At 72.0% G+C, this 19,146-nt stretch carries 13 protein-coding genes and 3 pseudogenes; 10 read left to right on the top strand and 6 right to left on the bottom strand.

Translation table 11 applies throughout. From position 1 onward, the window contains the following. The first annotated feature begins 3 nt into the window (after positions 1–3). The gene (locus ACFRAV_RS04070; protein ID WP_382551439.1) at positions 4–1,182 is read left to right on the top strand and encodes an acyltransferase family protein; all 1,179 of its coding nucleotides are present in this window, start codon (positions 4–6) and stop codon (positions 1,180–1,182) included. Between the two features lie 248 nt (positions 1,183–1,430). Here ACFRAV_RS04070 and ACFRAV_RS04065 read toward each other — a convergent pair. Both ACFRAV_RS04065 and ACFRAV_RS04060 read right to left on the bottom strand, forming a co-directional pair. After that, positions 1,431–2,318: pseudogene (locus tag ACFRAV_RS04065) on the bottom strand (CoA transferase); the annotation flags it as partial. Between the two features lie 33 nt (positions 2,319–2,351). Beyond that, positions 2,352–3,575: a cytochrome P450 gene (locus ACFRAV_RS04060; RefSeq protein WP_382551438.1), complete on the bottom strand. Its 1,224-nt coding sequence runs from the start codon at positions 3,573–3,575 to the stop codon at positions 2,352–2,354. A gap of 178 nt (positions 3,576–3,753) precedes the next feature. On the opposite strand from ACFRAV_RS04060, the gene ACFRAV_RS04055 reads away from it, so the two are divergent. From ACFRAV_RS04055 to ACFRAV_RS04020, 8 genes and pseudogenes are all read left to right on the top strand, one after another. Next, positions 3,754–4,875, top strand: coding sequence for an epoxide hydrolase family protein (locus ACFRAV_RS04055; RefSeq protein ID WP_382551437.1), 1,122 nt, complete (start codon positions 3,754–3,756; stop codon positions 4,873–4,875). Positions 4,876–4,916: 41 nt separating this feature from the next. Further along, a complete protein-coding gene (locus ACFRAV_RS04050; RefSeq protein ID WP_382551436.1) occupies positions 4,917–6,050 on the top strand; it encodes a winged helix DNA-binding domain-containing protein in 1,134 nt (377 codons plus the stop codon). Beyond that, complete coding sequence (locus tag ACFRAV_RS04045) at positions 6,047–7,210, top strand: GDSL-type esterase/lipase family protein (protein WP_382551435.1); 1,164 nt, start codon at positions 6,047–6,049, stop codon at positions 7,208–7,210. Before ACFRAV_RS04050 ends, ACFRAV_RS04045 begins: the two co-directional genes overlap by 4 nt. 103 nt (positions 7,211–7,313) lie before the next feature. Continuing rightward, on the top strand, positions 7,314–8,321 hold the full coding sequence (locus ACFRAV_RS04040) for a hypothetical protein (protein ID WP_382551433.1): 1,008 nt from the start codon (positions 7,314–7,316) through the stop codon (positions 8,319–8,321). Beyond that, positions 8,318–9,340 (top strand): MDR family NADP-dependent oxidoreductase, encoded by a 1,023-nt coding sequence (locus tag ACFRAV_RS04035; RefSeq protein WP_382551432.1) that lies wholly within the window; start codon positions 8,318–8,320, stop codon positions 9,338–9,340. Before ACFRAV_RS04040 ends, ACFRAV_RS04035 begins: the two co-directional genes overlap by 4 nt. Before the next feature lie 17 nt (positions 9,341–9,357). Further along, entirely contained in the window at positions 9,358–10,116 is a 759-nt protein-coding gene (locus ACFRAV_RS04030) for an SDR family NAD(P)-dependent oxidoreductase (RefSeq protein WP_382551431.1), read from the top strand. Between the two features lie 132 nt (positions 10,117–10,248). Beyond that, positions 10,249–10,422: pseudogene (locus ACFRAV_RS04025) on the top strand (FAD-dependent oxidoreductase); the annotation flags it as partial. A 275-nt stretch (positions 10,423–10,697) separates the two neighbouring features. Continuing rightward, positions 10,698–11,312 (top strand): oxidoreductase C-terminal domain-containing protein, encoded by a 615-nt coding sequence (locus ACFRAV_RS04020; protein WP_382551429.1) that lies wholly within the window; start codon positions 10,698–10,700, stop codon positions 11,310–11,312. A gap of 212 nt (positions 11,313–11,524) precedes the next feature. On the opposite strand, the gene ACFRAV_RS04015 is transcribed toward ACFRAV_RS04020, so the two are convergent. Beyond that, positions 11,525–12,781, bottom strand: a complete 1,257-nt coding sequence (locus ACFRAV_RS04015; RefSeq protein WP_382551428.1) for a cytochrome P450 — start codon at positions 12,779–12,781, stop codon at positions 11,525–11,527. Positions 12,782–12,783: 2 nt separating this feature from the next. Next, a complete protein-coding gene (locus ACFRAV_RS04010; protein ID WP_382551427.1) occupies positions 12,784–13,899 on the bottom strand; it encodes an acyl-CoA dehydrogenase family protein in 1,116 nt (371 codons plus the stop codon). A gap of 195 nt (positions 13,900–14,094) precedes the next feature. On the opposite strand from ACFRAV_RS04010, the gene ACFRAV_RS04005 reads away from it, so the two are divergent. Further along, on the top strand, positions 14,095–14,565 hold the full coding sequence (locus ACFRAV_RS04005) for a nuclear transport factor 2 family protein (RefSeq protein WP_382551425.1): 471 nt from the start codon (positions 14,095–14,097) through the stop codon (positions 14,563–14,565). A gap of 133 nt (positions 14,566–14,698) precedes the next feature. Here ACFRAV_RS04005 and ACFRAV_RS04000 read toward each other — a convergent pair. Continuing rightward, a pseudogene (locus tag ACFRAV_RS04000) lies at positions 14,699–14,881 on the bottom strand (alpha/beta hydrolase); the annotation flags it as partial. Between the two features lie 532 nt (positions 14,882–15,413). Beyond that, positions 15,414–18,086 (bottom strand): Helicase associated domain protein, encoded by a 2,673-nt coding sequence (locus ACFRAV_RS03995; protein ID WP_382551423.1) that lies wholly within the window; start codon positions 18,084–18,086, stop codon positions 15,414–15,416. Positions 18,087–19,146: the final 1,060 nt, after the last annotated feature.

Here is a 19,146-nt window from a genome sequence, read left to right as displayed (position 1 = left end):
GCGATGCCCGCGCCGACCCAGATCCAGGAGTCCAGAGGCCCACGCGCCCGGCTCTCCTCGCTCACCAGCATGAGATTCTTCGCCGCCCTTCTCGTCTTCTTCTGCCACGCGGGCTTCGTGGCGTTCTTCAACCAGCCCTCGTACCGCGGCGACTTCACCTCGCTCGTCAACAAGTCCGGCGCCGTCGGCGTCTCCTTCTTCTTCGTCCTCAGCGGGTTCGTCCTGGCCTGGTCGGCCCGCCGGGACGACACCGCACCACGGTTCTGGCGCCGCCGGCTGTTCAAGATCTACCCGATGCACCTGGTCACCTTCGCTCTGGCCATGGCGGTCACCGCATCGGCCACCGCGGCCTGGGACACCTCGCTGCTCAACCTGTTCCTGGTGCAGACCTGGCTGCCCCGCGCGGACATCGCCAACATGGTCAACATCCCCAGCTGGTCGCTCTCCTGCGAGCTCTTCTTCTACCTCTCCTTCCCGCTGCTCTTCAGCGGTCTGCGCCGCATCCGCGCCCAGCACCTGTGGCGCTGGGCCATCGGCATCACCGCGGCGATCGCCCTGGTGCCGCTGGCAGCACGGCTGCTCCCCAGCGCCCCGCTCATGCCGCCCATCGGCGGCCCGATCGGCAACCCGGTCTCGCAGTGGGAGACCTGGTTCGTCTACGCCTTCCCGCCGGTGCGCATGCTGGAGTTCGTGCTCGGCATCCTGATGGCGCTGATCGTGCTCAACGGCCGCTGGGTGCGGCTGCCGCTGTGGGTGCCGCTGGTGCTGGCCGCCGGCGCGTACGCCGCTGCGCTGCACGCCCCCTACGGCTTCAGCCTGGTGGCCGTCACCATCGTCCCGGTGGCGCTGGTGATCCCGGCGACGGCGGCCCTGGACATCGGCGGCCGGAGCTCCTTCCTGCAAAACCGGGTACTGGTGCTGCTGGGCGAGATCTCCTTCGCCTTCTACATGGTGCACAGCGTGGTGATGGCCCAGTTCGGCAAGCTGATCACCCAGGGCGCCCTGGGCAGCTGGGCGACCACCGGACTGATCGCGCTGGACCTGGTGGTCAGCCTGGCCGTCTCCTGGGCGCTGTACAGCTTCGTGGAGCGCCCCATCATGAAGCGCTGGGGCAGCCCCCGAGGCGCCCGGCAGGCCGTCGTCGAGCCCGCGGTGGAGTCCAGGCTGGTCAAGGTCGCCTGAGCCGCGGCCCGGCACACACCACGGAGCCCCTGCACGCCGGACGTGCAGGGGCTCCATGGTGCCGTGGTACCCGGCGGCCGGGTCAGCCGGCCGCCGTCAGCAGATCGATCTCCTCCGGTGCCGGCCCGCACCCGGGCCGGCACCTCCCGGGTGCGGCCGCCCGGCTGCGGCGCCGGCCCCGGAAGCACAGCCGCGGTGCGGGTGAACCCTGGCGCGGGGGCGGGCTCCAGCACACTCCCCGCCCGGCGGCAGCTGCCACGCGCCACATGGTGCGAATGGCCGCGGGTCCAGGACGCGAAACGCTCGGCGAACCGCGCCCGCAGCCCCGGCCACCGCGCCGGGTCGTCGCGGTCACCCAGCACCTCGCCGCCCAGACCCAGCCCGCTCGGCAGCGCCCGGCAGAAGCGCTCCTCCAGCGCACCCACGGCCACATGGCCGCCATCCGCACAGGCGAAGACGCCGCAGAAAGGGGCGCCGCCGTCCAGCAGGTTACGGCCGCGCTCCCCCCGCCACCGCCCGGCCCCGGCCATGCCCACGAGCATGCCGAGCACGGCCGCCGTACCGCCCGAGACGGCGGCGTCGACGACCTGCCCGAGCCCGGACCGCTGCCGCTCGTAAAACGCCGCGAGAACGCCGGCGACGAGCAGCAGCCCGCCGCCGGCGAAGTCGCCCAGCAGATCGACCGGCGGGACGGAAGGCCCGCCCGCCCTGCCGATCGCGTGCAACGCTCCCGACAGGGCGATGTAGTTGACGTCATGTCCCAGGGCGCCGGACAGCGGACCGTCCTGCCCCCAGCCGGTCATCCGGGCGCAGACCAGAGCGGGATCGCGCGCCGCGCACGGCTCGGGCCGGCCCCGAACCGTGCGGCGACGCACCGCCGGAAGCCCTCGACCAGGACGTCGGACCGCTCGACCAGACGCAGCAGCGCCCCGACGACCGGCTCCGAACCTCAGGTCCACGGCGATCGACCCGCGCCCCCGCTCCAGCACCCGGTGCCAGGGGGCGAAGGGACGGGCGCCGTCGGCGCGGTCCACCCGCACCACGTCGGCGCCGAGGCCGGCCGGCATCACGCAGGCCAAGGGCGCCGGCCCGATCGCCGCCGGCTCCACGACCCGCAGACCCTGCGCAGGTCCCATCAGAGCCCACTCCTGTCGGCCGCCGCGGGCGGCTCAGAACTCCACCGGCAGCTCCCACACGCCGTAGATGACCGCACCCTCCTTGGTCCTGATCTCCTTGTAGGGGATGGCGAGCCGCAGGTCCGGCAGCCGCTGGAAGAGCTTGCTCCAGACGATCTCCAGCTCCAGACGGGCCAGGTCCGCGCCGATGCAGTGGTGCAGGCCGTAACCGAAGCCCAGGTGCTTGCGGTTGCCGCGCTCCAGGATCAGCTGGTCCGGGTTCTCGTAGACCTCCGGGTCGCGGTTGCCGGTGAAGGCCACGCAGAGAATGCCGTCGCCCTTGGGGATGGTCACCCCGCCGATCTCGATGTCCTCCATGGCGACCCGGGCGATGGCCGCGTCCCCGATGGTCAGGAAGCGGATCACCTCCTCGAGCGCGGAGGGCACCAGCGACGGGTCGGCCTTGAGCTTGGCCAGCTCCTCGGGGTGCTCCAGCAGGCAGGCGGTGCCGATGGAGATCATGCTGGCGGTGGTCTCGTGGCCGCCGTTCATCAGCAGCCGGCACAGGTTGACCAGGTCGCGGGTCTCGTACTCCTCGCCGGAGCTGCGGTACTCATCGATGGCCCGGCTGAGCAGGTCGTCGCCCGGGGTCTTCTCCTTGATGGCGATGAGGTTCTCCAGGTACCCCCCCACCTCCACCATGGCGGCCTGCCGCTGCTGCGTCGTGCTGTCGCCGGCCAGCAGCACCGCGCCGTGCTTCTGGAAGAACTCGTGGTCCTCGTAGGGGATGCCCAGCAGCAGGCAGATGACGGTCATCGGAATCGGCAGCGACAACTCGTGGTGCAGGTCGACCGGGGAGCCCTTGGCGATCATCCGGTCGATGGTCTCGTCCACGATCTTCTCGATCTGCGGGCGGAGCTTCTGGGTCTGACGGTAGGTGAAGGTGATGGCCGCCTTGCGGCGGGTACGGGTGTGCTCCGGCGGGTCGTACCCGATGAACGAGGTCTCGGTGCGGAAAACCTCGGGGATCGGGAAGTAGAACGGGAAGTTCTCCTCCCGGCGCGAGGAGCTCACCCGGGGATCGGTGAGCAGCTGCCGGATGTTGTGGTACCCGGTGATCAGCCAGGCCTCACGACCGGTGGCCAGCATGGTCTTGCCGATCGGCTGCTCCGCCACCAGCTGCGCGTACTGGTCCGGCGGCGAGAACGGGCACTTCCGGTCCCAGGGGAACGGTGAGTCGAGCCCGCTCGGTGCGGCCTCGCTGATGCTTGATGTCACGACGACTCCCTTTCTCGTCCTTCGCGGGAAGGGTGGCACCGCGATCTGGAGACGAACCGGAAGCGGACTCGAACCTCTGCTCGCACCACGGGTGCTCGACCTCCGCTCCAGAGGCCGCCCATAGCGTCGGCCGGGACCGCAACGCCGCAGCGCATCAGCGCTTCAGGAGGAACGTCGCATGAGCACCGCGATCACGCCCTTCCGCGTCGAGATCCCCCAGACGGACCTCGACGACCTGCGGCGGCGCCTGGCCACGACCCGCTGGCCCGAGGCCGAGACCGTCGGCGACTGGTCCCAGGGCGTCCCGCTGGCCTGGGCACAGGAACTGTGCGAGTACTGGGCCACCCACTACGACTGGCGGGCCGCCGAAGCCCGGCTGAACGCCGTACCGCAGTTCCGCACCGAGATCGACGGCCTCGGCATCCACTTCCTGCACGCCCGCTCACCGCACCCCAACGCGCTGCCGCTGCTGATCACCCACGGCTGGCCCGGCTCGGTGGTGGAGTTCCTGGACCTCATCGCAACACTGACCCACCCCGAGGACCCCGCGGACGCCTTCCACGTGGTCTGCCCGTCGCTGCCCGGCTACGGATTCAGCGACAAGCCGTCCGGCACCGGCTGGACGGCCGAGCGCACCGCCGCGGCCTGGACGGAGCTGATGACCAGGCTGGGCTACCACCGCTACGCCGCCCACGGCGTGGACTGGGGCTCGTTCATCACCGGCATCCTCGGCGAGACCGACACCGGCCGCCTCGCCGGCATCTACCTGGCGATGCCCTTCGCCCGCCCGCCGCAGGAACAGGTCGAGCTGTCCCAGCGAGACCTGGCGGGCCTGGCCGCCCTCAAGGAGTTCCAGCAGACCGAGGGCGGCTACTCGGTGATCCAGACCACCCGCCCGCAGACCCTGGCCTACGGCCTCACCGACTCGCCGGCCGGGCAGCTGGCCTGGATGGCGGAGAAGTACTGGTCCTGGAGCGACCACGACGGGCAGCTGGAGAAGGCATTCCCCCGCGACCGCCTGCTGGACGCCGTCTCCGTGGGCTGGTTCGCCGCCACGGCCGCCTCCTCGGGCCGGCTCTACTGGGAGAGCCAGAACAAGATGGCGCTGGGGCAGGTCGACGTCCCCACCGGGATCTCCATCTTCCCCAAGGACGGACGGATGCCCCGGCCGTGGATCGAGCGGCGCTTCACCGACCTGCGCCGCTGGACCGACCACGAACACGGCGGCCACTTCCCCGCGATGGAGCAGCCGGAACTGCTCGCCGATGAACTCCGATCGTTCTTCCGCGAGTTGCGCTGACAGAATCGAGTCGGACGAACCCAGAACCACCGAGGAGCCACATGCCGGACCAGCCCGTACTCGGCCCCCGCGCGCTGGGGCGCGCCACCCTGGCCCGCCAGCTGCTGCTCTCCCGGGCCGAGCTGGGTGCGGTACCCGCGGTCGAACTGCTGGTAGGCATGCAGGCCCAAGCACCGTACGCCCCCTACTTCGGACTCTGGACGCGGCTGCGGGACTTCCGCACCGAGCACCTGGCCGACGCGCTCAACGAGCGGCGGCTGCTGCGCATCGGACTGATGCGCAGCACCGTCCACCTCGTCACCCCGCACGACAGCCGGGCACTGCGCCCCTGGGTGCAGCCCGCCCTCGACCGGGAGCTGGACACCGCCTTCCGCCAGGCCACCGAAGGACTGGACCGGGCCACGGTGGCCGCCGCCGGCCGGGAACTCCTCGCCGCCGAGGCGCTCACCACCAAGGAACTGGGCGAGCGGCTGCACAAGCTGTGGCCAAACCGCGACCCCAGAGCCCTCACCTACGTGGTCCGCAACCTGGTGCCCCTGGTACAGGTCCCGCCACGAGCGATCTGGGGCGTCGGCGGCACCACACGCTACGCCACGGCCGACTCCTGGGCCGGCCCCGGTCCCGACCCGGACGCGCTGCCGACCCCCGAGACGCTGGTACTGCGCTATCTGGCGGCGTTCGGCCCCGCGTCCGTGCAGGACGTCCAGACCTGGGCCGGGCTGGTCCGGCTGCGCCCGCTGCTCGAGCGGCTGCGGCCCCAGCTGCGCACCTTCCGCACCGAGGGCGGCCGCGAACTCTTCGACCTGCCCGACGCCCCACGCCCGGACCCGGACACCCCCGCCCCGGTGCGCTTCCTGCCCGAGTACGACAACCTGCTGGCCTCGCACGCCGACCGCACCCGGGTGATCTCCGACGAGGACCGCCGCCTGGTGATGACCCGCAACGGGATGAGGCCCACCTTCATGGTCGACGGCGCGGTGCGCGGCGCCTGGAAACTCACCCGGCAGCGCTCCACCGCAACCCTACTGGTGGACCCCTTCCGCCCGCTGAACCGGGCCGAGCGGTCGGCGGTCTCCGCGGAGGCCGCCCGGCTCCTGGCGTTCGCCGAGCCCGACGCCGACCACGACGTCCGGCTCTCCACCTCCACCCCCACCTCCACAGGGAGTGCACCATGACGGAACTGACGCCCGTCCCCCTCGACGGCGGCCCGGTGGCGGTCCTCGGCGCCCTGGAGCTGGAGCGGACCGCCGCCGGCCTGCGCCCGCAGCGGCTCCCCGCCCGCGCCCGGGCGCAGGTGGACGACGCCCACTTCCAGATGGTGGTCGCCCAACCGGCCGGCGTACGGCTGGCGTTCCGCACCGCGGCCACCGTCCTGGAACTGGACGTGCGGGCCACCAAGACGGTCCTGCCGGGCGACGCCGCCTTCCCCGACGGGCGCTACGAGCTGCTGGTCGACGGAGCACCGGCCGGCTGGACCGTCGTCCGCGACGGGGACCGGATCCATGTCGACCCCGCCACCGGGCAGGCCCGCACCGTCCCCGGCCGGCCCGGCACCGTGCGCTTCGACGGCCTGCCGGACCGCCTCAAGGACATCGAACTATGGCTCCCCCAAGGGGAGATGACGGAGCTGCTGGCACTGCGCAGCGACGCTCCGGTTAAGCCGCCGACCCCGTCCCGGCAACCGCTCTGGCTGCACCACGGCAGCTCCATCAGCCATGGCGCCGACCAGCTCAGCCCCACCGGAATCTGGCCCAGTGTGGCCGCGGCCCGGGCAGGCGTCCGACTGGTCAACCTGGGGCTCGCCGGCCACTGCATGCTGGACCCCTTCACCGCCCGGGCCATCCGCGACACCCCCGCCGACCTGATCAGCATCAAGGTCGGCATCAACATCGTAGGGACCGACGGGATGCGGCTACGCGTCCTCACCCCCTCCGTGCACGGCTTCCTGGACACCGTCCGCGAGGGCCACCCCGACACTCCGCTGCTGGTGGTGTCGCCGATCCTGTGCCCCGAGGCCGAGGAGCGCCCCGGTCCGCTCGTGCCCTCCTGGGAATCCGGCTCCTTCGGCTTCCGCGCCCTGGGCGATCCCGCCGAAGTGCCCGCCGGCCGGCTCACCCTCCAGGTCGTCCGCACCGAACTCGCCCGCATCGTGGCCGAACGCGCGGCGCAGGACCCCCAACTGCACTACCTGGACGGGCGCACCCTCTACGGCGAGAAGGACGCCGCGGAACTGCCGCTGCCCGACGCCCTGCACCCCGACGCCGCCACCCACCGGCTCATCGGCGAACGCTTCGCCGAACTGGCGCTGCGGCCCGGCGGCCCGCTTCGAGGCTGAGGCGATCGGGCTTCGAGGGCATCCCCCTAGCGTGCTGCTGGTCCGCGCGTCCCCCGGCCGCGAACTTGCAGACACCGACGGCCCGCGACGCGGAGGAGGCACCGTGCCCGCCGAGGACCCCTCCCCCTCGCCCTTCCCCGATTCGACCCTCCAACGGCCCGACCCCCGCTCCGCCCGGCTGCGGGCGCAGCGGCCGGTCACCCGGGCCGCGGTGGCGGAGGGCGGCCCCACCCGGCCGGTGACCAGATACGAGGACATCCGGTCGATGGCCGCCGACCACCGGTTCAACCGGGCGGCGGCACACCCCCCCAGGTCGCCGCAGCTCGGCGGCCAGCCCCAGGCACCGCCCACAACAATCGTCTCGCTGAACCCGCCGGACCACACCCGGCCGCGCCGGCCGGCGCAGCAGACGTTCGACGCCGCGCGGGAGCGCTCCATCGAACCCCACACGACCGAGCCGGCCGACGGGCTGCTGGACGAGCCGGTCGCCAAGAAGGCTCCCGACGAAACCCCCGCCGACCTGCTGAACGGCTCTGCCACCCCTCTGGCGCCGACCGTGATCCGCGAACTGCCCGGCGTCCCACAGGCCGACCACGACCGCTCCCACAGCCGGGTACGGCAGCTCGCCACCGTGCGCGGCCCGGAGGAGGAGGCGACCGCCACCCGTGACCAGCTCGGCGGGTACCTCGCCGGCCTGGCGGCGGAGAAACGCCAGCACCCCACCGCCGACGACCTCTCCGCACTGATCGCCGACCACCCCGACACCCGGCGCGCACCGGGGGAGGACCCGCCGCTGCTCCCCGCGGCCGTGAAGGAACTGCTGCGAGGGGTGAACCTCTTCGCCACCAACCCCCCCCGGGCCTGCCCGCATCACCACCCAGGACGTCACCCGGGGGCGGGGTCACCATCCCCACCGGGCACGCGGTGTCCCCGGCCTTCGCCTCCGCCAACCACGACGCCAAGGCCCTCGCCGCCCCCGACCAGCTGGACCCCACCCGCGCCGACACCCCCATCCGGCCTTCGGCGCGAGCCGGCCTTCGGCGCGAGCCGGCCTGCCCGCCCTGCCCGTCGCCTGGTGAACCGCCCGAGACAACCGAGGAGTCACCCATGACCCATGAGTCCATCCCCGCCGTGAGCCGCGAGGTGCGGCTCGCCTCCTACCCGGACGACGAGGTGGGGCCGGAGCACTTCACCGTGGCCGAGGCCGAGCTGCCGGAGCCCACCGGCGGCCAGGTGGTCGTCCGCAACGAGTGGATGTCGCTGGGCGCCGTCTACCGCGACCAGATGATCCCCGGCACCGACCTGCCGATCCCGGTCTTCCAGCCGGGCGAGGCCATGTGGGGCCGCACCGTCGGCACCGTGGTCGCCTCACAAAGCCCCGACCTGGCCGTCGGTGACCTGGTGGAGCACTTCTTCGGCTGGCGGGACTACGCCGTCAACTACGCGCAGGCCTTCTTCCGCCGCGACCGCGAACTGCTGCCCTCCCCGGAGTACTTCCTCTCCCAGGGCCCCACCGCCTGGCGCGGCATGGTGGACATGGCCCAGGTCGGAGACGGGGACACCGTCTTCGTCTCCGGGGCCACCAGCGGCGTCGGCTCGCTGGCCGGCCAGATCGCCCGGCTGCGCGGCGCCAAACGGGTCATCGGCAGCACCGGCTCCAAGGAGAAGATCGACTTCCTGGTGCAGGAGCTGGGCTTCGACGCCGCCTTCGACTACCACGAGGGCCCGGTGGCCGAGCAGCTCAAGGAACTGGCCCCCGACGGCATCGACGTCTTCTTCGACAACGTCGGCGGCGAGCAGTTCGAGGGAGCCGTCAAGGCGGCCGCCCCCGGCGCCCGTTTCGCGCTCTGCGGGGCACTGTCCGGACAGCTCGGCCCGGGGGACGGCGGCCGGCCCCGGCTGGACCTGATGGCGGCCTTCCCCAAGGAACTGGTGCTCCGCCCCTTCGCCACCCTGCACACCCCCGAGCAGATCGCCGACTGGAACGAGCACTTCGGCCGCTGGCTGCGTGAGGAGCGCATCGTCTTCCCGCACACCGCCGTCGAGGGCGGAACGGCCGCCCTGCCCGCCAACTTCCTGGCCCTGCTCGACCGCCGCTTCAGCGGCACCGTCGTCGCCCGGCTGACCTGACAGAAAGGCGTGCCCCCATGTCCGACAAGACCTTCGCCGAGCAGACCGTGGTCGTCACCGGCGGCGGCACCGGCATCGGCCGGGCCACCGCCCTGGCCTTCGCCGAACTCGGCGCCTCCACCGTGATCATCACCGGCCGCCGCCCCGAGCGACTGGCCGAGGTCGCCGCCCTGCACCCCGCCGTGGTCCCGGTGACCGCGGACGTCACCCTGGCCGCCGGCGCCGACGCGGTCGCCGAGGCCGTCCAAGCTCGCGGCGGCACCCTGGACGTCCTGGTGCACAACGCCGGCGTCTTCCGCTTCAGCCCGCTGGACGCGCTGGACGCGGACGTCGTCCGCGAGGTGCTGGACATCAACCTGACCGGCCCACTGCTGCTCACCGGACGGCTGCTGCCGCTGCTGCGCTCACCCGGCGGCTCCATCGTGCTGGTCTCCAGCCGGGCGGGCCACAACCCGTCGCCCGGCGGCTCGGTGTACGCGGCCAGCAAGGCCGCGGTGCACAGCCTGACCCGGAGCTGGGCGGCGGAGCTCGCCCCCCGGGGCATCCGGGTCAACGCGATCGCCCCGGGCTTCGTCCGCACCGACGCCTATGCGGCCAACGGACTGGGCCCGGAGCAGGTCGCCGGCCTCTTCGAGCACGTGAAGAACGAGATCCCGCTCGGCCGCGTCGGGGACGTCGCCGACATCACCCCCTGGATCACCCGCCTCGCCGAGCCGGCCAGTGAGCTGGTGACCGGCCAGATCATCACCCTCGACGGCGGTATGGACCTCAGCTGACGCCGTACCGCCGAGCAGGGGGCGCTCCCGGTGATCGGGGGCGCCCCCTGCCGTCTCGAGACCTCCACCCCAGAGGATGTTGCGACAGCCCTGCGGAACCGCGGTACGGGTACACCGGAGAAGAAGGGCGCCATGACGGCCGTCCCGACCGTGGTCGTCGTCGGCGCCGGGCAGGCCGGCACCGACACCGCGGCCGCCCTGCGCACCCGTGGCTTCGACAGCCGGATCACCCTCGTCGACGACGAGCCCGACCTGCCCGATCTGCCCCACCAGCAGCCGCCGCCGTCCAAGGCCCTTCCTGGCCGGCCGTCTGGAGGCGACCGAGCTGGAACCGCGCCCCGCCTCGTGATTCGCCGACCAACAGATCGAGCCGGTGCGCGCCGACCGCGCCGTCCAGCCGGACCGCGAGGGCAGAAGCGTCGGCCTGGCATCCGGCCGCCGGCTCCCGTACGACCACGCGGTGCCGGCGACCGGTGCCCGACCCCGGACCCCGCCCGTGCCCGCGCCGACCTGATGTCCGAGCGCCTGGTCGCGGCCCACCGCGACCAGGGGGGGCAGAGTGGAGCTCCAGCGTCGAGCTGGTGGCCCTGCGCGGCGACGCGCGCGGCCAGGTGCGGGTGGCCGAGCTGGACGGCGGGCAGCGGCTGCCCGCCGACCTGGTCGCGGTCGGCGTCGCCGTGCTGCCCAACGCCGAACTGGCGGCCGCCGCGGCGCTGCGGGTCGGGGACGGCATCGTGGTCGACGAGTACCTGCGCACCAGCGACAGCGCCATCCATGCGATCGGTGACTGTGCCCGCTTCCCCAGCCCGCACACGGGGCGCCACCCGCGCCCGGAGTCCGTGCAGAACGCCGCCAACCAGGCCCGCACCGTAGCGGCGGCCATCTGCAGGCAGCCGGAACGCTATCCGGCGGTACCGTGGTACTGGACGGAGCAGTACGAGCTGAGGCTCCACATCGCCGGGAACACCACAGGGCACGACCGCACCGAGGCGGCGGGCGATGCCGCCGAGGACCGCTTCTCGGTGTTCTGCTTCCACGCCGGCCGGCTGGTCGGAGTGGAGCCGGTGAACCGGCCCGCCGACCACATGATCAGCCGCCGACTGCCGGCGGGCGACACGGACCTGACCCCCGAGGAGGCCACCACCGCCCCCGGCTTCGGCCTCAAGACCCGCACCCGCCGCCCGCAGACGGCCTGACACCCGCACGCCACCCATCCCCGCGCCCCGAGCCGCCGACCGACGGCACCCCGGCGCGCGGACGTCCGCCGATGCCCGCCTTCACCCGGGAGCCCGCGCGGGGCATCCCGCGCCACTCCGACGCCGGCATTCCCCGCCCAAAGACCACGACGGCCCAGACCTCCACAGAGGTCCGGGCCGTCCGTGTGCGCCCGCCGTATCCGGCCGCATGATCAACTGGGGTCGTCCCAGCGCACCGGCAGCGCCGCCAGGCTGTGGTTCACATCGCCCGGATGCCAGCGCAGCCCGCTCTCCGGCACCGACAGCCGCAGCGACGGGAACCGCCGGGCCAGCCCGCTGATGGCCACGGCCAGTTCCAGCCGGGCCAGCGGGGCGCCCAGGCAGCGGTGGATGCCATGGCCGAAGGCGATGTGGCCGCGACGGTCCTCACGGTCGGAGTTCTGCCGGTCGAAGTCCAGCCGCCCGGGGTCGGCGAAGACCGTACGGTCATGGTTGGCCGACGACAGGATGATGAAGACCGGGTCGCCCTTGGGGACGGTCACCCCGCCGATCGTCACGTCCTCCACGGCGAGCCGGGGAAAGCCGGAGGTGTCCGTGGCGAAGAGGTTGACGCCGCGCAGCAACTCCTCCACCGCGTCGGGGACCTCCTCCGGGTGCTCGCCCAGCCGCCGCCACTGCCCGGGGTGGTGCTCGACCAGGGCCAGCACCGAGTTGGCGAGCTGGCAGGCGGTGGTGTCGAAACCGGCGCCCAGCAAGGCGTATCCAAAGACGACCAGCTCCTGCTCGGTGAGGCGGTCGTCCTCGTCCCGGGCAGCGATCAGCGCCGACAGCAGGTCGTCGGACGGCTCCTCGCGCTTGGCGGCGATCAGCTGGGTCATGTACATCCCCAACATCGCGGCCCCCTCCCTCGCCACCTCGGGCGGACCGGAGACCGAGGCGAACTGACGGGCCCACAGATGAAACTTCTCCTGGTCACCCACGGGCACGCCGAGCAGCTCGCAGATGACCGTGAGCGGCAGCGGCGACGCGAAATCCGCCACCAGATCGGCGGATGTACCGCCGGCGGCCATCCGGTCCAGCAGCCCGTCCACCAACTCCTGGATACGCGGCCGCATCAGCTCGATCCGCCGCACGGTGAACGCCTTGGTCACCAACTTGCGCAGCCGGGTATGCTCCGGCGGGTCCATGGAAGCGATCATCTCCGGCGGCGCCTTCAGGAACCCCTCGAACTCCGGCGCGCCCGGCCCGTACATGGCCGCCCGACTGAGGCCCGGATGGGTCAGCGCCTCCCGCGCCTCCACGTAGCCGGTGACCACCCACGTATGACCGCCGCCGCGCACCGGGACCCGCGCCACCGGCTCCTCGACGCGCAGCCGGTCGTAACCCGGCGCGGGACCGCGGTAGCTGGAACCGCTGAAGGGGAACGCCTGGACCTCGGCCTCCGCCGCAGGCGCCTCGATGGGGGCCATGGTCATACCTCCGGACCGAGCAGGACGGCGGCGTAGTTCTTCCGGGCAGCCGTGTCGTACTTGAGCGCCACATGGCTGGCCGCCGAAGTGACATCGCGCCAGAACCGCTGCAGCGGCAGGCCCTCACCCAGACCCCCCGAGCCGGACGCGGCGACCACCAGGCCGACCGACTCCACCAGCAGCTCCGCGGCGAAGACCGCATTGCGCTCGTTGCGGGCCATCAGCTCCGGAGTGAGACCGCGCTCGTCGATGGTGCGCGCGTTCTGCTCGACCAGATGCCGGGCCGCATCCACCATCGCCGCCGCCCGGGTCACCTGGAGCTCCACGGACTGGGTGCGGCGCTTGCCGGTCAGCACCGCCACCGCGGCGTTCATCGCCCCGGCGGCCGCGCCGGCCACCGGGGCCACGAAGGTCAGCCCGCCGACGGCCTGGAACGGCACATTGTGGGACGCCACGTCGGAGTCCTGATTACGGCCGGTCAGCATGTCCGCACGGGCGAAGGACAAGTGCTCGGGCACCAGGACGCCGTCCGCCACCAGAGTGTGGCTGCCCGTCGCCCGCATGCCCACGCTGTCCCAGGTCTCCTGGACCCCGTAGGTACCGCTGGGAAGCGCGAAGAAGCGCAGCTCCGGCGGACCCTCGGAACCCGCCACAGCGGCACACACCAACGTCCAGTCGGCGAAGCCGATACCGCTGACATAGTGCCAGGTACCGCTGACCCGCCAGCCACCGCCCGTGCGGACGGCCTTGCCCGCCGGCATCAACGCGGTCGCCACCACCACGTCCGGCCCGGCACCCCACAGCGCGTGGTGCCCCTCGGCGGGCAGGTACGAGGCGAAACGCGCGGAGTAGGCACTCAGCGACGCGCACCAGGCGGTCGCCGGACAGCCCTCGCCCACCGCCATGACCGCGCGCGTGAGTTCGGCGAACGAACCCTCGCTGCCGCCCCAGCGGGCAGCCACGAAATGGCGGGCGAACCCGGCCTCGCGGATCGCCGCCACCACCTCGGGCGACAGGTTCCGGGTTCGGTCGGCCTCGGCCGCGTGACGGGAGGCGAGGATACGGACCTTCTCCGCGGCCTCCGCCAAACCCGGGTCCAGCTGCATGTCGGCAGGCATCCTCGCGGCCTCCTGTGGTGACGGGACTTCCGGTGTGGCCAGCGTGACGTGGAGCCCTCGAGATCCGCTGCACCACGGGTCGACCGGACGCCGCCGGCCCGGGTCCAGCCGACCGCGATCCACCGTCGAGCCCGCCTCGGAATCCTGGGCGCGCCGCGCCCGTCAGCGGCGAACGAGCGGTCAAAAGGAGTCACCGTGTCACAGACGTTGGGTACCACCCGGCCCCGGGTACCGGCCGGGCTCTATGTGGAGGTACAGGCGTTCTACGCCTACCAACTGCCGCTGCTGGAGGACCGGAAGGTGGAAGAGTTCGCCCTCACCTTCACCGAGGACGGTGTCTACGCGCACGCCAAGGACGGCTGGGAGCTGGCGGGACGCGAGCAACTGGTCACCGAGATGCGCAAGGCGCTGCCGCACTACGGCACCTCCATCTTCCGGCACTGGTTCGACAAACTGGTGATCGAGGAGCATCCGGACGGCACCGTGGCAGTCGCCTTCCGCTCCCTGGTGAGCGTGACCGACGAGCAGGGGCAGGTGACCTTCGAACCCAGCGCCACCATCCACGACGAACTGGTGCGCCGCGACGGGGAACTGCTGACCCGCCGCCGAACCGTGCGCCACGACATCCCGGACCCGGCCGGATACTGGTCGGCGAAGCTCGACTGAGACCCTGAACCGCAAAACGAGGCCCCGACCGCGCCGCAGTCGGGGCCCTCACCCCGCGGAGGTGCCGCTCAGCGGTCGACCGGGACGCCCAGCCGCGCCGCCACGCCCGGCACGGCGGCGCGGCCGGCGGCAGCTCGCCCTCCACCAGGTAGCGGTCGACCAGGCAGTCCAGCTGCTCCTTGCCGCCGAGCGCACAGACCTCGCGGTCGCCCCAGTCGGCCACCATCAGCAGCCGGTGGCCCAGCCGGCCGACCAACGCGACTCCGCCGTCATAGCGGTCCACCGGATCGCCCTCGGCCCGGACGACCAGCCCCACCGGGCAGCCGTCACCGACCGGCACCACCGGCTCCTCCGCCGCGCCGAAGGCACGGAATCCCCCTACCCAAGGCTGGGGCCGCAGTACGCCCCAGCCGTAGGAAAACCGCTCGCGCAACTCCCGCACGTCCCGGTAGTAGACCGCGACGCCGTCCGGCCAGAAGTGCTCCAGAGTAATGGCCTCCAGCACCCCATCCGCAGAACGCCCCCGTTGTCGACGGCACGCCAGGCACCCTGCTCGGCCAGCAGGGACCCGACGGCCGCCAGGCCCGCCACCGACCCCAGGACGCGGACCAGCACGGCCAGTTCGGCCCAGCAGCCGCAGTCGCCGGCCCCAGTGCCCACCGCACCCTCGAAGAGGGTCCGCAGCCGGATCCCGTCGGGCAGCACCTCCAGCCGGTCCACCGTCTCCCCCACGGCGGTGAACACCTCCGCCGGCCCAGCGCCCTGTCGGCAGAGCCCGATGACTTCTGGGGCACGCACCTCGCACTCGCCGCCCTCACCCCCGATCGACAGTGGCACCTACTGCCTGATCACTTCGCCCACCGCATGCCCAGCTCCCGCAGCGCGTCGAGCTGCTCCGCGGTCAGCTTGTCTCGCCTAGCGCGAGTGTTCGAGACCCACACGCCCAGCTTCACGACCACCGGCTCCGCCTCGCCGCCGACCGCGATCTGTTCGCTGTGACCCCTCGGCACCGGCCGGTCCGCGCCTTCCCGCTCGACCCACTGCGTGAGCGCCGCCAGGCCCCGCTGGAACGCCTGCTGCGCCCTGCCCAGTCCCTTCGTCGCAGACGCGGCCACCGGTGCGAGAGACAGGGCATCCAGCGGCGGTGTGATGCCCAGCACGGTCAGCCGCTCCCGCTGTTCGGCCGACAGTTGCGTCCAGACGCTCGGCCTACGTTGTTGTTGGAGCCACCGCCCGATGTCGTCGCCCTCCACCAGCACACCCGGTGCGATGTCGGGCAGAGCGCCGTCAGCGTCGACGAGGTCCACGAGGACGCGGTAGTGGCGTTGCCAGTCCAGCGGCCACGAACAGTTCCAGTCCGCGTCGACCGCGGCCAACTGCGCCGCACGCCGCTGCGCCCGCTCCGCGTTCTTCCCGAGTCCGCCCTCGCGGCGCAGGTTGGCCAGGTGCCGGCCGACCGGCACTGTCACCTCGCCTTCGCCCCACACCGCGTCCTGACGTGGTGCAAGGTGCCCCATGGCACGCCGGTAGGACCGCAGCGCGGCGAGCTTGTTCTCCCACGCCTCCTCGCCCGGCTCCCAGACCATCCCGGCCTCCGGCGCATCCAGCAGGCTCTTGCGCCGATCCTCCAGCTCACCTGCTCGCAAGGCCTTCCGCTGCTGGTGGACCCATCGCCCGAGCGGAAAAGCCTTCGTCGTACCCACGGAGGTCTCAACGTCGTAGGGCACGGCGCAGAGCCCGGTGATCCCGTTCTCCGCCCGCCACCGGATGAGGGCTTGGTAGCCCTCCAGCCACACCAGCGATTCGGGCCGGTAGACCCGCGTGCGCAGGAAAGCGGCGATCGTGGCGGCGTCACGCGGGCTGGAGAAGTGGAGCAGGCCAGCTTCGGCGGCGGCCTGCGTGTCGTCGTCCTCCTGGTCCTCGCCGTCGCCCTCCCCGCCGGCACCCACGATCTGCCCGTCCTCCTCGCGCCGGACGCGAACCTTGCGCCTGCCGCTCGTGAGCGCCCGGGAAGCGAGCTGCTCGACCAGCCGTTCGTCATGCGAGCGCAGGCCCTGGAGGACCGCTACAAGAGGGCGGAACGAGGCGCTGGCGACCATGTCGGCGGGATCCTCACCGGGTTCCAGGAACACCGGCACGATGATGCGGGCGACCTTGGTGGAGCCGTCCTTGTTGAGGCGGAGCGCGCGGCCGATGTTCTGGACGATCTCGACCTGGGAGCCGCGGGTGTCCGCGAAGCAGATCGAGTCGACTCCCCGCTCGCCGGTGATGTCGACGCCTTCCCCGAGCACCCGCACCGAGGCGAGGAACGCACGGTGCACGCGCCGGCCTGCCGCGTCGATACCGTTGGCGAACTGGCGCAGGACCTCGCGCCGCTCGGAGACGAGGTGGTCGCCGCACAACCACGCCGACCAGACCCGGTCCGGGGGTACGTGGCGGCCGGCCTCGAGCTCGTAGAACTTCGCGTCGATGGAGGACTTCGGCAGCTTGTCCGCGGCGGCCAGATCGTCGTCGGTGGCGTCGTTGACGTACAGCGCGGCTGCCGTCTCCGCCAGCTTCCCCGCGAACGCGGCGGCTTCCTCGACCTTCTGGTGGAACGTCATGACGGTATGGAGATTCCACGCGGCGGCGTGCTCCAGGAGCGCGGTCTGCAGCAGCGCCAGGCGCCGGCCGCGCCGCGCCTCCTCGGACTCTCCCAGGACGGGGGAGGGGTCGCGGATTTCCAGGACGTCGATCTCGAACCCGGCGAGGATCTCCCGCTCGATCGCCTCGCTCAGACCGAGCTCGGCGATCCACGCGCCGTAGGTGCCGTTGGGGTCGTCGGCCATGGTCGCGAGCTCCACCTCCTGGCCGTCCGCGCCCTTCTGTGGCCGGGGAGCGGCGAGGATGCGCGGGGTCGCGGTCAGGTACAGCCGAAAGTCCGCCGGGATCCGGGCGTTGTCGTGGATCGCCGCCCAGGGACGACCAAGATCACCAGCGGTTCCATGGGCCTCATCCACGATGGCGAGGTCGAAGCCGTCCATGCGCTGCCCGTAGAGGCGCTCCCCGCCCGCCAGGGCGGCCTCCAGCGGCCCGCGCACCTTCCGCTGGTCCTCGGGGGCGTCGATGTCCTCACGGTCGACGAGGGAGGCGTAGGTGGCGAACACGATGACGGGCCCGGTGCTGGCCCACAGGGCGAGCTGGATGGCATTGGTGGTGGTGCGCACCCCCAGTTCGTTCAGCACGGGGTCGTTGTCCAGTGAGCACACCGCAACCATCGGCGCCTGGTGGCCGACCAGGCACCATGCCTGGGCGGTCTGGACGAGGAGGTCCAGGGTCGGCACCGTCACGAGGATCCGGCCGCCGCGGAAGCACTCCAGCCCGCATGCAGCCGCTGTGATGGTCTTGCCAGAGCCGGTCGCTGACACGATCGTGGCGCGGGCACCCCGCGGGGGCACGGATGACCTTGCAGGGAATCCCGCCCAGCGGCGGAATGCCGACTTCTGGGCGGTCTGGTGTTCGCGGAGCTGAACGGCGGCCATGGTGTCCATTCTGAGATGAGCTGGCATAAGCGGGGCACGTGGTGCAGTCGGCAGACCTGACGGGTAATCTCAGATGCCCTACGCTCCGGGTGTGATCCGTCCTGTCTCAGGCCCTCCGACGTTCAGGCACCTTCTCGCCTCTCTCCTGCTCGTCTTGCTGATGTCAGCTGGCTGGTACGGCTGGCAGCCGGTGCACCCTGACTGCGTCTTCGCTTCATACGGGAATTGGGAGAGTCCCGAAGATGCTTACCAGCCGGCAATTGAAAACGGACAGTGTGAACCTGAATACCCCCGTTGGAAAAGCTGGGTCGATTAGGCTTTCTTAACCCACCACAGCGTGTCCGTCACAATCACCAATCCTACATGCTGCATCGGATGATGCACCGATCCTTCAAGCAGGGAACCACGACAGCCCTGCCAATCCCTGACTCCTCAACCCAGCCGCCCCTCCTCGCCCCGTCACACGCCAGCCCTCCTGCCCATCACTCCGTCACCCGCCTGACTCTGTCCCCCACTCCGGTCGCACCCCCGGCCCGCGGCTGGCCGCAGCAGGCGGTCGGCTCGTGCGGCAGTCCGCTGAACGAGTCAGGCAGGGGTGTGCCGGGCCGGCAAGGGAACCGTCTCTCCATGAGGGAGACTGGTATGACACAACGTTCGAACAGGACGCCGGAGTGGACTAAGCCAGGCCAACGATGGGCCCTGTGGGTGTACTGGCCGATGCTCTGCATCAGTGCGGGCCTGCTCGTGTGGAAGGTGAGCGATGGCGCCAGCACTGGACAGACCGTCACGGCAGCCCTGCATGTTCTCCTGTGGGTAGGCCTCCTGGCAGCCAACCGGCGCGCACGACGCAGGCAAACCCGGAACGTGACCCCTTCTGCCAGCTCGGCTCGCGGCAGCGGGCCGCAAGGGTCCTGAAGGCGCAGCCGGAAGGCCCCAGGCGGGGGAGCGCAGCGGACCCGCCGCCCCGGCTTGCAGCGAAGCGGAAGCCGGCAGCCCCAGGGTGAAACCCTGGGGCCGTCACCCCGCCTGCGCAGCAGGCGGGGTGCGAGGGGCGCAGCCC

This window comes from Streptomyces sp. NPDC056600, from assembly GCF_042792855.1.
In the GTDB taxonomy this organism is placed as follows: Bacteria; Actinomycetota; Actinomycetes; order Streptomycetales; family Streptomycetaceae; genus Streptomyces.
This window is presented reverse-complemented; position numbering and strand designations above follow the sequence as displayed.

Excerpts from the sequence above, each read along its gene's own strand:
- ACFRAV_RS04070 (WP_382551439.1), top strand. The coding sequence starts at position 4 with ATGCCCGCGCCGACCCAGATCCAGGAGTCCAGAGGCCCACGCGCCCGG.
- ACFRAV_RS04055 (WP_382551437.1), top strand. The coding sequence starts at position 3,754 with ATGAGCACCGCGATCACGCCCTTCCGCGTCGAGATCCCCCAGACGGAC.
- ACFRAV_RS04050 (WP_382551436.1), top strand. The coding sequence starts at position 4,917 with ATGCCGGACCAGCCCGTACTCGGCCCCCGCGCGCTGGGGCGCGCCACC.
- ACFRAV_RS04045 (WP_382551435.1), top strand. The coding sequence starts at position 6,047 with ATGACGGAACTGACGCCCGTCCCCCTCGACGGCGGCCCGGTGGCGGTC.
- ACFRAV_RS04035 (WP_382551432.1), top strand. The coding sequence starts at position 8,318 with ATGACCCATGAGTCCATCCCCGCCGTGAGCCGCGAGGTGCGGCTCGCC.
- ACFRAV_RS04030 (WP_382551431.1), top strand. The coding sequence starts at position 9,358 with ATGTCCGACAAGACCTTCGCCGAGCAGACCGTGGTCGTCACCGGCGGC.
- ACFRAV_RS04015 (WP_382551428.1), bottom strand. The coding sequence starts at position 12,781 with ATGGCCCCCATCGAGGCGCCTGCGGCGGAGGCCGAGGTCCAGGCGTTC.
- ACFRAV_RS04010 (WP_382551427.1), bottom strand. The coding sequence starts at position 13,899 with ATGCCTGCCGACATGCAGCTGGACCCGGGTTTGGCGGAGGCCGCGGAG.
- ACFRAV_RS03995 (WP_382551423.1), bottom strand. The coding sequence starts at position 18,086 with ATGGCCGCCGTTCAGCTCCGCGAACACCAGACCGCCCAGAAGTCGGCA.